The following is a 12,826-nucleotide window of genomic DNA, read 5'->3' on the forward strand; positions in this document are numbered from 1 at the left end:
GGCCCGGCCCCACCCCATCGCCCCCCGCCCCCCCCCCGCCCTTGCGGGGCACCAACGGGGGGCTCAACTCCCCCCCCCCCCTTTCCCGCCGGGGCATGGGGAGGGTTGGGGAGGGGTGCTTTTAAAACTTTAAGGCTCAAACCCCAGCAACAACGGATCATGGTCCGAGCTGCGCCACGGCCCCGGCACATTGCGGCCCTGATAACCAACCTCGTCCGCCTCATCGGCATTGATATGCCACTCAGCCGCACCCTTCAACCGCGCGACCATGCCCGGGCTGAGCAAGGCGTGATCCAGGCGACCGGTCAAACCGTTGTAGACATAGCTGTAAGGCTGCTGCACGCCGGCCACCTTGAACGCGTCCTGCCAGCCATCGGCATTCAAGGTGCGGATCGGGTCTTCCATCGCATAGGCGTTGAAGTCGCCCAGCAACACTGCATCACGGCTGCCGCTACCGGTGGGATCGCCCTGCAACCAGCTGTGCAGCAGCTTGGCTGACTCCACCCGGGTCGCGTTCCAACAGCCTTGGCCGTCATTGCGATCGGCATCATCGCCGCTCGCTTCCGAGCAACCCTTGGACTTGAAGTGGTTGGCCACCACCACGAACGGGGTGCCCTTGCGGCCCATGCGGAAGGCCTGCGCCAACGGCACGCGGCTGCGTTCGCCAAACGGCTCGCGCTCCAGCACCGCCGGCTTGCCGACCGGGCTCACCCTTGAAGCGCGATAGATGATGCCAACGCGAATCGGATTGTCGCCCGGACCCTTGCCAGCATCGACAAAGCGCCAGTCGCCGTCCTTGCCCTGCGCTGCATTGAGCGCACGCACCAGCTGATCGATCGCCGAGCCCGGGCCGTAGCCATCGTTCTCCAGCTCCATCAGCGCGGCAACGTCGGCATTGAGGCTGCCGATGGTGGTGATCAGCTTGGCCTGCTGCGCCGCCTGCTGCTCGGCGGTCTTTGCGCCACGCAGGGTCGGATAGCCACCGCCCTTGCCGTCGCCGTTGAAGTAATTCTCCAGATTGAACGCAGCGATGCGCAGGCCGCCGGCCACCGTCGGTGCCTGCTGCGGGCGCTCGGCATCCACCACGACCGGGGCGGTCAGCTGCAGCCGGTAGCCGCCATCAAAGCGCTGGTCGACGATGCCCTGCACCTCGCGCAGCTGCGCGCCGCTGCGCAGCAGCTGGTCCGGCGCCAGATACGGCACCGCGCCCGGATCGCGCTTGCCGCTGGCATCGTCCAGACGCAGGCGGCGGCGGTTGTTGTCGGCAATCACCGCGGCTTGTTCCGGGCTGCCGGCGGCGGCCACTTCGCTGGGCTGCCACAGGCGGCCGCCGAAGGCAGCGGTCAGTTCGCCATAGCGCGACAGCTGGTCCTGACCGGCCAGGGTCAAACCGGCCGGGATGCTTACCTGCATGCCCTCCAGCGTCTCCCAGTTGGCCGGCACATCGGTCAACACCAGCGCTGCCGGCAGCGGTCGCGCGGTGGCCGGGCTGACCGTCTGCGCCTGCAGCGTGGTCAGGCCCTGCCCGCTCTTGCCGGCGGCCTGCTCATCGACGGTGCCGGTGATGCGCAGCCACTGGCCGACCTGCACGGCCTGCTCCTTGGGCAGGACCACGAACAAGGCATCTGACGTATTGGCATCGCCGTCGCCAGCGTCCTGCACGAAGATGCCGCCGATGCCATCTCGCATGTCGGCGGTCACCGCGCCCTCGATGGTGACGGTCTTGCCCGCGTACGGGCTGTGATCAGACGCGCCCTGCACGCTGCCAATCGGCAGCACCGCGGTCTTGGCGGGGGCGGCCAGCGCCGCGCCGGAACAGGCGGCAGCCAAGGCCAGGGCAAGCAAAGTAGGGGTACAACGCATGAACGCACTCCGGGGAAGACGGAAACACAAAGCGCCGCCCTGCTGGGGCGGCGCCGGCTATTCTGCAGCAATCAGGTCTGTTGCCAGCTGCGTGAGTCTGGCGGCTTTCTATTTCAGATTGGACAGCATCCAGTCCACGGCGGCGTGGATCTGCTCCTCGCTGAGCCCGGCGTTGCCACCCTTGGGCGGCATGATGCCGCCGTCCGGGCCGGTATAGCCCTCGATGGCGTGCTTGTAGAGGGTGTCCTTGCCCTGTGCCAGGCGCTTGTCCCAGTGGCTGTGATCCAAGGTCGGCGCATTGCCGACGCCATTGGTGTGGCAGGCGGTGCACAGGTTGTCGAAGATGGTCTTGCCGTCCAGGGTGCCGCCATAGGCACCGCTGGCGGCTGCAGCTGCGGCGGCCGCAGCGGAGGCGGCAGCCTGCGCGGACGCACCGGTGGCACCGGCATACACCGCACCGATCGGCGCGATGCGATCCTCGATGCGCTTGGCCGCGGTCGGTGAGACTTCCTTGGGAATGACGTGCTGCAGGTAGGACGCGAAGATGATCAAGCCAATCGTGATGACGGCCAGGATGGCGATCACGATGGAAAAGCGTTTCAGGAACTCAAGGTCGTAATTCCGCACGTCTCATCACCCCGGGCGAGTTGTCGGTGGACCAGCAGCTGCTGGGCGAGTATAGACCAGCGTCCGCCCGCTCCCGCAATGCCATGAACACGCGCAGATGTGCGGCATTGCAGCATCCAGCGGCAGTTGCAGCGCTTACTGTGGCAAGGCTGCACCGGCAGCGCGCAGGCACAGCGCGCCGATCGCCGTGACCAGATGTTCGCCATCGCGCAGGCCATCGCGGCTGGGCGCAGTCGGCCCAACCAGCGCTTCGGTGAAGGCACCGACGATGCAGGCCGCGCTGATATCCAGATCCTGCGCGGGCAGTTCACCGGCACGCACGCCGTCTTCGAGGATGCGCTTGAACACATCACCGAACAGACGCCGGCAGCGGATGCGCTCGGCTTCCACTTCCGGGTCCACCGGCTCGGCGATGAAGGCATAGGCCAGGCCAGGCCCGGCCATCGCGCGGCGCACGAACGAGGCCACTGCCCGCTGCAGGCGCTGCGGCGCCGGCAAGGGCTCATCGGCAATGGCGGCCAGGATCTGCAGCTCGTGCTCCACGGCGAAGGTCAGCACCTCGACGAACAGCTCGGCCTTGGACGGGAAATGCCGGTAGATCAGCCCGGTCGACACCCCCGCCTCGGCCGCCACCGCGGTGATCGGCGCATTGCGGTAGCCGCCTGCGGCGACCAGCCGCCGGGCCGCGACCAGGATCCGCTCGCGGTTGCCCGCCAGCCGTTTTTCCATCAATTCCGAGCGCTTGTAAGCCATTTGTTGATTCTATGTTCAATTTTTGAATTTGTATTCACTTTTTACCCGGGAGCCGCTAGGCTGCGCGCAAACGCCCGTGCCGACGGCCTGCCCGTCCTCCCAACCCGGTGCGCCCCTTATCGCCAAGCAGTACCGGAGCCAGCCATGCACGTCCCCACCCTGAATTTTGATCTGGGCGAAGAAATCGACATGCTGCGCGAAAGCGTGGCGCAGTTTGCCGCCGCCCACATCGCACCGCTGGCCGCCGAGGCCGACGCCAGCAACCACTTCCCCAACCAGCTCTGGCGTCTGCTTGGCGAACAGGGCCTGCTGGGTATGACGGTGGAAGAAGAATACGGCGGCAGCGGCATGGGTTACCTGGCGCACGTGGTGGCGATGGAGGAAATCTCGCGCGCTTCCGGCGGCATCGGCCTGTCCTATGGCGCGCACTCCAACCTGTGCCTCAACCAGCTGCGCAAGAACGCCAGCGAAGCGCAGAAGCACAAATACCTGCCCAAGCTGTGCAGCGGCGAACACGTCGGCGCACTGGCGATGAGCGAGCCGGGTGCGGGTTCTGACGTGGTATCGATGAAGCTGCGCGCCGATCTGCGCGGTGACCACTACGTGCTCAACGGCAACAAGATGTGGATCACCAATGGTCCCGATGCCGACGTGCTGATCGTCTACGCCAAGACCGACCCGGACGCAGGCTCGCGCGGCATCACCGCCTTCATCATCGAAAAGGGAATGAAGGGCTTCTCCACCGCGCAGAAGCTGGACAAGCTCGGCATGCGTTCGTCCAACACCTGCGAGCTGGTGTTCCAGGACTGCGAAGTGCCGGTCGAGAACGTGCTGGGTGCAGTCGGTGGCGGCGTCAAAGTGCTGATGTCCGGCCTGGACTACGAGCGCGTGGTGTTGTCGGGCGGCCCGCTGGGTCTGATGTCGGCGGCGCTGGATGTGGTGCTGCCGTACGTGCATGAGCGCAAACAGTTCGGCGAAGCGATCGGCACCTTCCAGCTGATCCAGGCCAAGCTGGCCGACATGTATGTCGGCCTCAATGCCTGCCGCGCCTATGTGTATGCGGTGGCCAAGGCCTGCGACCAGGGCCGCACCACCCGCCAGGACGCGGCCGGCGCGATTCTGTACTCGGCCGAGAAGGCGACCTGGGCGGCGGGTGAAGCGATCCAGATCCTCGGCGGCAATGGCTATATCAACGAGTATCCGGCTGGGCGCTTGTGGCGTGATGCCAAGTTGTACGAGATTGGTGCGGGTACTTCCGAGATCCGCCGCATGTTGATTGGGCGGGAGTTGTTTCAACGCACGATGTAAGTGACGCGAAGCAGAAGCTAAAGCGAAATCAGAGCCCCTCTCCCGTTTACGGGAGAGGGGTTGGGGTGAGGGGAAGCTTCTAGCAAGCAGACCCGATGCTTTTAGAAGCTCCCCTCATCCGCCCCTGCGGGGCACCTTCTCCCGCAGGCGGGAGAAGGAATGCAACAGCAGGGCAAAGCAAAAGCAAAAGCCAAGCAAAAGCCAAGCAAGAGCAACAGCAACAGCAACAGCAAAAGCCACAGCAAAAGCCACAGCAAAAGCAACAGCAAAAGCCACAGCAAAAGCATCAACCCTGCCGCCATGTTTCCGCGCGCAGACCAGCTCCAGAATCCAGGACCTCGGCCATGACCGTACTCACCTCCCAACTGCAACCCGGCAGTGACAGCTTCGAAGCCAACCGCGCCGCGATGCAGGCCCAGGTCGATGATCTGCGCGCCACACTTGAAGCCACCGCGCGTGGCGGCAGCGATGCAGCCCGGGCCAAGCACAGTGCGCGCGGCAAGCTGCTGGTGCGTGAACGCATCGATGCCCTGCTCGATCCCGGCAGCCCCTTCCTTGAGGTCGCGCCGCTGGCCGCGCACGGCATGTATGCCGATCCCGTGCCCGGCGCCGGCATGGTCGCCGGCATCGGCCGCGTCTCCGGCGTGGAATGCCTGATCGTCGCCAACGATGCCACGGTCAAGGGCGGCACCTATTACCCGGTGACGGTGAAGAAGCATCTGCGCGCGCAGGAAATCGCCCAGCAGAACCGCCTGCCCTGCATCTATCTGGTCGACTCCGGTGGTGCCTTCCTGCCCTTGCAGGACGAGGTCTTCCCGGACCGCGACCATTTCGGCCGCATTTTCTACAACCAGGCCAACCTGTCAGCGCAGGGCATACCGCAGATTGCCTGCGTCATGGGCAGCTGCACGGCGGGCGGCGCCTATGTGCCGGCAATGAGCGATGAGACCGTCATCGTCAAGGAACAGGGCACCATCTTCCTTGGCGGCCCGCCGCTGGTGAAGGCGGCAACCGGTGAAGTGGTCAGCGCCGAAGAACTCGGCGGTGCCGACGTGCATACGCGCATCTCCGGTGTTGCCGACCATATGGCCGACAATGACCTGCAGGCGCTGGCCCGTGTGCGTTCCATCATCGCCAACTTGAACTGGCGCAAGCCCGATGCAGGCGTTGCGCTGCAGGCCAGCGAGGCGCCGCTGCTGGATGCGCATGAGCTCTACGGGGTGATTCCCGCCGATACGCGCAAGCCCTACGACGTGCGCGAGGTGATCGCGCGCATCGTCGATGGTTCGCGTTTCGATGAGTTCAAGCCGCGCTACGGCAACACGCTGGTGACCGGCTTCGCGCATGTGCATGGCCACCCGGTCGGCATCATCGCCAACAACGGCATCCTGTTCTCGGAGTCCGCTTTGAAAGGCGCGCACTTCATTGAACTGTGCTGCCAACGCAATATCCCGCTGCTGTTCCTGCAGAACATCACCGGCTTCATGGTCGGCCGCAAGTACGAGCACGGCGGTATTGCCAAGGACGGTGCCAAGCTCGTCATGGCGGTGGCCAATGCACGCGTGCCGAAGTACACGGTGGTGATCGGCGGTTCGTTCGGCGCCGGCAATTACGGCATGTGCGGTCGGGCGTATTCGCCGCACTTCCTGTGGATGTGGCCGAATGCGCGCATCGGGGTGATGGGTGGTGAGCAGGCAGCCAGTGTGCTGGCCACGGTCAAGCGTGATGGTATCGAGGCCAAGGGTGGGGCGTGGTCTGCAGAGGAAGAAGACAGCTTCAAGCAGCCGATCCGTGATCAGTTCGAGTCGCAGGGTCATCCGTATTACGCGAGTGCGCGTTTGTGGGATGACGGGGTGATCGATCCGGCGGATACGCGGCGGGTGCTTGGTCTGGCCTTGGCTGCCAGTCTCAATGCGCCTGTGCAGGACACGCGGTTTGGTGTGTTCCGGATGTGATGGCGTGAACATCGCTCTGACAGCAACAGCAAAGGCTTTCACTCCCCTGCGGGGAGCGAGTCACTTTTCTTTGCTTGTGCAAAGAACAAGTAACCAAAAGAAAGCACACCCGGACGCACGCCCGACCCGCTACGCGGCTCGGGTCCGCAGTCTGGCTGGACATTTTTCGACGGCACATCCATGTACCGTCGAAAAACGACGCGCGTCCTGCGCGTCGCCCTTCGGGTATTCGTCCATCCAGCCTGCCGTGCTCTACGGGGCCCTGAAAATCCAAATCAACAGCAAAACCGTCACGTTCTGCATGCTGCGGGGAACACCATGTTCAACAAAATCCTGATCGCCAATCGCGGTGAAATCGCCTGCCGCGTTATTGCTACCTGCCGTCGTCTTGGCATTGCTACCGTTGCGGTGTATTCCGATGCCGATCGCAATGCGCGGCATGTGCGTCTGGCTGACGAGGCCATCCATATCGGTGCCGCGCCGGCTGCCGAGAGCTATCTGCGCGCCGAGGTCATTCTCGAAGCCGCGCGTCGTAGCGGTGCGCAGGCTATCCATCCTGGTTATGGATTCCTGTCCGAGAATGCTGGCTTCGCACGGGCCTGTGATGCTGCTGGCATCGTGTTCATTGGACCGCCGGCCAGCGCCATCGATGCGATGGGCGACAAGAGCTCGGCCAAGGCGCTGATGCAGACCGCCAACGTGCCGCTGACGCCGGGCTATCACGGTGAGCGGCAGGAGCCGGAGTTCCTGCGCGCGCAGGCCGATGCGATTGGTTATCCGGTACTGATCAAGGCCAGCGCTGGTGGTGGTGGCAAGGGCATGCGCAAGGTCGAGGCCAGCGCCGACTTCGAGGCTGCACTGGCCAGCTGCCAACGCGAGGCGCAGGCCTCGTTCGGCAATGCCCATGTTCTGGTGGAGAAGTACGTCGAGCGCCCGCGCCATATCGAGATCCAGGTGTTCGGCGACAGTCACGGCAACGTGGTCTACCTGTTCGAGCGCGACTGCTCGGTGCAGCGGCGCCACCAGAAGGTACTGGAAGAAGCACCCGCGCCCGGCATGACCGCCGAACGTCGCGCTGCGATGGGCAAGGCGGCTACAGATGCAGCACACGCCGTTGGCTACGTCGGCGCAGGCACGGTGGAGTTCATCGCCGGGCCGGATGGCGATTTCTATTTCATGGAAATGAACACCCGTCTGCAGGTCGAGCACCCGGTCACCGAGCTGATCACCGGCACCGATCTGGTCGAGTGGCAGCTGCGCGTGGCCGCTGGCCAGCCGCTACCGAAGACGCAGGAACAGCTGCAGATCCATGGTCACGCGATCGAGGCTCGGCTATACGCCGAAGACGCCGACCGTGGCTTCCTGCCCTCCACCGGCACGCTGCGCCATCTGCGCCTACCGCAGGCCAACGCCCATGTGCGCGTGGATGCGGGTGTTGAGCAAGGCGATGCCATCACCCCCTACTACGATCCGATGATCGCCAAGCTGATCGTCTGGGACGTGGACCGTGCCAGCGCCTTGCAGCGCATGCAGCAGGCCTTGACGCAGTGTCAGGTCGTCGGCGTGACCACCAATGCCGCCTTCCTGCGCCGGCTGGTGCTGACCGACTCCTTCCGCACCGCCAATCTCGATACCGCGCTGATCGAACGTGAGCGTGAGGCGCTGGATATCCACCACGTTGCTGCCAGTGACAATGATTGGGCGCTGGCGGCTGTGCTCGCTGTAGCCAACGATAGGCTGCACGACAACGACGCATCCCCTTGGGCAATCGCCGACAGCTGGCGCCTCACCGGCCCTGCGGCACGTTCGGTGACGCTGGAACATCTGGAGCAACGCAAGCAGCTGCAGGTGCGCGACAGCGCCAACGGCTGGCGGGTGCAGGTCGGCGATGCATCGATCAGCGTGACCGGGAAAGCCGGCAGCGCTGGTTACGCCCTGCAGCTGGGCGAACGCCTGCAGCGCGGCCACGCGATCCGCGAAGGCAATATCCTCTACGTGTTCGGAAACGAACAGCAGCAGCGCTTCAACATCCACGACCCGGTCGCCGACGCCGACAACAGCAACGACCACGGCGGCAGCCTGCTGGCGCCGATGCCCGGCCGCGTCGTCACCCTGCTTGTGCAGCCTGGCAGCACGGTCAGCCGCGGCACGCCGCTGCTGGTGATGGAGGCAATGAAAATGGAGCACACCCTGCAGGCACCTGCCGACGGCACCGTGCATGGCTTCCGCGCCAAGGCCGGGGATCAAGTAGCCGACGGCGCGGTGTTGGTGGATTTCGAAGCGGGCTGATTGCCCGCCACCGTCGCGCAAAGGTACTGGCGATCAACCAGTAGACACCCGCTGCCAGATCCGGCCTGCAGGGTCCAACTCTTCCTCGCGCATGACCTCGGAACGCCAGCCGAACCCACAAACGGCTATCGCTCCATCAACCATTGGATCCAAGAGCAACAATCGCTCCAACTCCTTCTCATTGATGGCGGCAGTAACGAATGCTCCTAGACCCCGTTTCGTGGCGGCAACATACAGAGCCTGAGACACGTGACCAGCGTCGAGGGTCACGGCTCGGTATGCCTTGGTGTGACGCCTGTACTTCCAGAAGCTGCGCTGGAATCGACAGACGAGGGCAATGATCACCTGGGCACCTGCGAACCATTGCTGGCCAGCCAACAGCTGGAGCGAGAACTCATCAAGGCTGCGGGGTTGATCGGTAATCCGAGCCAGCTCATGCGCGACAGAATGATAGTGATACACGCCCGGCGGCAGACCTTCTACGTTCTGAGCAACGATGTAAGCCTCCAGCGGGTGCAAGCCACCACCTGAAGGTACATTTTTCTTGAGGAATCTGACACCAGGCTCACTCTCGACCGTTGCTTGCGCCATCAAGACGTCCTGCAGTATTACCGCCATGTCATAAAAAGAAACCGACTTCCTCGGATCATAATTTCTGCATGTCACGCGACGGGCGAGAGAATCATCATCCGCACCCTCGCTTGAACGCGGCAACGCAATGGAATCGGCATGACGTGGAGGAGCCTCGGGCGGAGGGCGACCAAAACGGGAAACCAGCGCTTGTGTGGTCGTCATTCCTCTCTGCTCCATTTCGCCAACACTGTCGACTGAATCCCAGCGCGAGTGCCGGTGGTAGATCGCAGAAAGCGGCCACCAGTTTCCAGATCTAACCTGTTGATCAGCTTGCGCTTGCGATGAGGCTACGTCGCCCTCCAGCAATAGCAGACCATGATTCACCAAGACCATCGCGCGAGCACGCATCTCACTTTCTATGGGCATGGGCTGCCATTGCTCCGCGCTGCTGCTAAGCAGCAGCACGCAGGTATCGATATCCAAGGTGCAAACGGCGTCATTGTGCGCCGAATAAACTCGAATTCGCTGCACGTTCTGCAGTCCGAGCTCCCCAGAGAGCAACGCCTGCAAGGACACCACCGATTGATCCTCTGGAGAGACAAATACTGCGTGGCATCGCCGATACCTCATCTGGTTCCGCACCTATTTTTAACTGCTCACAACCTACCAGACACCAACAAGAATTGATCCTGTCCGGCACCATGCATCCGCAAACGTATGGACTCCGGCACTTCGGCCAAAAAGACACCTTTTCATGCTCGTAAGAGACGCTCAACTGAGTCCTTCACGAGGCACGCTACGCTATCAACGCCCCGGATCTATAGCCAATTGAAATAATCGTATATAAAGGACACATGCCTCAGGCTGACACGATCTTGAGTCTGCAGTGCCCGAAAGGCAACGCTAGCTGTAGCAGAGACAAGCAAATCGCCACAGCGCCTTCATGAGTACCACTACTTCCATTCAAGGAATGATCGATGAGCACTGAGAAGAGCCCTCTCTCCACCGACGACGCGGTAAAGCTATTGGATTTACTTTGCACCGATGATGTCTTTCGCCAAGAGTTTTCTTCCAACCCTGCAACGGCCATGCAACGGATCAGCCCGGAGGCGGCCTACTCGTGCAGAGCTTGCGCATTCATTGGCATTTTGGCCAGCAAGAGTGATTTTGAACGCCTACGGAACTCGCTTCTGGATCAGCTCGAGACCGCACCAGCTTTTCGCAATCCGCATTCCTTCGCCCTGGGAACAGGCGAAGAACTGATGCTACTCAGAAGCAGCCCAGCGCTCAGAACTACTCGAAGCGCGAATAACTCCCTCTGATATCCGCCTACGCAGTACGCCATTTGGCGCCAAGCCGCGTGACGGTACAGCTTCAGCGATGGATTTTCTCAGATAGCATTGCGGAAGTGACTCTTTTGAAGGACTAGTGAAACCATCGTCCACTCCACCTGAGAGCCAATTTGTTTGCAGGGAAACAATGCCTGGGAGAACAAGGCACCGGCTGCCTTGACATCAACCGCGTCGCTACAAGCACGACATCCCGCGAATCGATCACACCCAGCAACCGGCCACTACTCGAGGAACCGCTCAGATGCTGAACATCAAGAAGCCCCTGTCAACCAAAGACTCGCTGAAGCTATTGGACCTACTTTGCAATGACGATGATTTCCGCACCGCGTTCACTGCATCCCCAGCCGTAGCGATGCAGACAATCAGCGCTGAGGCTGCAGAATCGTGCAGTACTTGTGCGCTTCTATTGCCATTGGCCAGCAAACGGGAGTTTCAAAAATCGTCACAGGCGTTACTTTCTCATCTGCAAGAACATGCAGCTTTCTACATCCCTCATTGCTTTGTCGCCAATGAAATCACCCCTGCGCTGCGTCTCCACGCTACCCAGAGCTCGCCGGATGGATTGAGCCAAGGTTGGTGCACACCTGCTTAGGCACGATTGTTTCGCACCAGCGGTTTTTTGACCTCGGAAGCAGGGGGCGTAGAGCTTCCCCCCTGCTTCCATGTGAGGCAGTACAACTACCTTTCACTTGAAGCGCAAGTATCCATGAGCAGCATGTTTTTATTTCCAGTTCGGCGGAGCATATTGGCTGTATAGAGCGAACAGCTAAACCGATGGAACCACTCCCTTCCACACCCATCCAGCTGGATCCAACTCCGCAACACTCATCTCAGTTGAACGCCAGCCAAAACCACAGACCGCCAACGCCCCTTCAACCATCGGATCCAGGCCCAACAGTCCATCGACCTCAACTTCGTTGATAGCGGAAGTTACGAAAGCACCGAGACCATTGAAGGTTGCCATCGTGTAGAACGCCTGCGAAACATGCCCGGCATCCAGCGTTACTGCCCGATAAGCTTTGGCGTGATTCCTGTACTTCCAGAAACTGCGACCAAAACGGCATGCAAGCACTATCACCACATGCGCGGATGCAAACCAGGACTGCCCTGCCAACAATCGCTCGCAGAACGCATCCAGGTCCCTTGGTTGCTTGGACACAGGCGCCATCTCATGGGCGACAGAATGGTAGTGATAGAGCCCCCGTGGTAGACCGTCGACGTTTCGGGCGACGACGTAAGCTTCCAGCGGATGCAGGCCACCCGCCGAGGGAACATTCTTCTTCAAGAACCTGACACCCGGCTCGGTCTCAACACATGCCTGGGCCTTCAGCACGTGCTGGAACATCTGTGCCAGCAGCTCCAAAGACAACGATTTGCTTTGATCGAAATTTCGGCACGTTGCTCTGCGCGCCAACAGCTCTTCCATGGGACCGCTTTCGACTTCTGGCAGTGGCGTCGCCCCAGCTTGCCTAGCCGGTGCTTCTTCCGGTGGCCCCCCGAGCTTCCTCACCAGATCAGCAGCCGTTAGCATCTGCTTGCTCTCCATATCCGAAACGCTATCCACACCGCTCCAACGTGAATGCCGGTAGTGGATGGCGGAAAGTGGCCACCAATGTCCCTCCCTGAGCCGCTGGTCAGCGTCTCGCGGCAAGGATGGCTCACCGTTGTCGACCAGCAACAAACCCTTCTGCACCAGCTCCATTACCAGCGCCATCGATGCTTCGTCATCGGGCATGGGCTTCCATTGTTCGGCACTGCATGCAATCAGAAAAGTGCAGGCGGCACTTTCGATAGTACAGGCCTCATCCAAGTGCGCCGCCCGGACAACCAGGCTGTTCTCAACACGAATTCCAGTGCCGCCAGCAAGCAAGCTTTCAAAAGAGAAAGATACATCTTCTTCCGGGAAGACCGCCATGGCATGACAGCGGCGGAACTTTGTTTCTTTCATATGAAAACCTTCAATTTAGCGAACTCGCCCAGCAAGACTAGCGCCGGACTGATCATGGATCTTGCCAGCAATGGCCGACCGATAGCCACCTGATGGCATCCCCCTTTCGTAACAACAATTTCCTAAAGTGCAAAGCTGATACGCCGCTATAGTTCCGG

General features: G+C 61.7%; 11 protein-coding genes. 6 read left to right on the forward strand and 5 right to left on the reverse strand.

Features of this window, described 5'->3' with window-relative positions; genetic code table 11:
- Positions 1 to 129: 129 nt before the first annotated feature.
- The 3 genes from ACVOLV_RS10250 to ACVOLV_RS10260 form a co-directional block, all read right to left on the reverse strand.
- Positions 130 to 1,863: an ExeM/NucH family extracellular endonuclease gene (locus tag ACVOLV_RS10250; RefSeq protein WP_481554298.1), complete on the reverse strand. Its 1,734-nt coding sequence runs from the start codon at positions 1,861 to 1,863 to the stop codon at positions 130 to 132.
- A gap of 108 nt (positions 1,864 to 1,971) precedes the next feature.
- Positions 1,972 to 2,490, reverse strand: coding sequence for a c-type cytochrome (locus tag ACVOLV_RS10255; RefSeq protein ID WP_481554299.1), 519 nt, complete (start codon positions 2,488 to 2,490; stop codon positions 1,972 to 1,974).
- A gap of 135 nt (positions 2,491 to 2,625) precedes the next feature.
- Positions 2,626 to 3,243: a TetR/AcrR family transcriptional regulator gene (locus tag ACVOLV_RS10260; RefSeq protein WP_481554300.1), complete on the reverse strand. Its 618-nt coding sequence runs from the start codon at positions 3,241 to 3,243 to the stop codon at positions 2,626 to 2,628.
- Positions 3,244 to 3,387: 144 nt separating this feature from the next.
- Here ACVOLV_RS10260 and ACVOLV_RS10265 point away from each other — a divergent pair, with 144 nt between their 5' ends.
- The 4 genes from ACVOLV_RS10265 to ACVOLV_RS10280 all read left to right on the forward strand — a co-directional run bounded on the left by ACVOLV_RS10265 (position 3,388) and on the right by ACVOLV_RS10280 (position 8,795).
- Positions 3,388 to 4,551, forward strand: a complete 1,164-nt coding sequence (locus ACVOLV_RS10265) for an isovaleryl-CoA dehydrogenase (RefSeq protein WP_481554301.1) — start codon at positions 3,388 to 3,390, stop codon at positions 4,549 to 4,551.
- A gap of 159 nt (positions 4,552 to 4,710) precedes the next feature.
- Positions 4,711 to 4,899 (forward strand): hypothetical protein, encoded by a 189-nt coding sequence (locus ACVOLV_RS10270; protein WP_481554302.1) that lies wholly within the window; start codon positions 4,711 to 4,713, stop codon positions 4,897 to 4,899.
- Complete coding sequence (locus tag ACVOLV_RS10275; RefSeq protein WP_481554303.1) at positions 4,896 to 6,506, forward strand: carboxyl transferase domain-containing protein; 1,611 nt, start codon at positions 4,896 to 4,898, stop codon at positions 6,504 to 6,506. Before ACVOLV_RS10270 ends, ACVOLV_RS10275 begins: the two co-directional genes overlap by 4 nt.
- 318 nt (positions 6,507 to 6,824) lie before the next feature.
- Complete coding sequence (locus ACVOLV_RS10280; protein WP_481554304.1) at positions 6,825 to 8,795, forward strand: acetyl/propionyl/methylcrotonyl-CoA carboxylase subunit alpha; 1,971 nt, start codon at positions 6,825 to 6,827, stop codon at positions 8,793 to 8,795.
- 33 nt (positions 8,796 to 8,828) lie between these two features.
- Here the strand turns inward: ACVOLV_RS10280 and ACVOLV_RS10285 are convergent, their stop codons facing one another.
- Positions 8,829 to 9,998, reverse strand: coding sequence for a putative peptide maturation dehydrogenase (locus ACVOLV_RS10285; RefSeq protein WP_481554305.1), 1,170 nt, complete (start codon positions 9,996 to 9,998; stop codon positions 8,829 to 8,831).
- A 347-nt stretch (positions 9,999 to 10,345) separates the two neighbouring features.
- Between ACVOLV_RS10285 and ACVOLV_RS10290 the strand changes: the two genes are divergently transcribed.
- Complete coding sequence (locus tag ACVOLV_RS10290; protein WP_481554306.1) at positions 10,346 to 10,690, forward strand: NHLP-related RiPP peptide; 345 nt, start codon at positions 10,346 to 10,348, stop codon at positions 10,688 to 10,690.
- 271 nt (positions 10,691 to 10,961) lie between these two features.
- The gene (locus ACVOLV_RS10295) at positions 10,962 to 11,312 is read left to right on the forward strand and encodes an NHLP-related RiPP peptide (protein WP_481554307.1); all 351 of its coding nucleotides are present in this window, start codon (positions 10,962 to 10,964) and stop codon (positions 11,310 to 11,312) included.
- A 174-nt stretch (positions 11,313 to 11,486) separates the two neighbouring features.
- On the opposite strand, the gene ACVOLV_RS10300 is transcribed toward ACVOLV_RS10295, so the two are convergent.
- Entirely contained in the window at positions 11,487 to 12,668 is a 1,182-nt protein-coding gene (locus ACVOLV_RS10300; RefSeq protein WP_481554308.1) for a putative peptide maturation dehydrogenase, read from the reverse strand.
- Positions 12,669 to 12,826: the final 158 nt, after the last annotated feature.

It is taken from the genome of Stenotrophomonas sp. STEN023, from assembly GCF_056760135.1.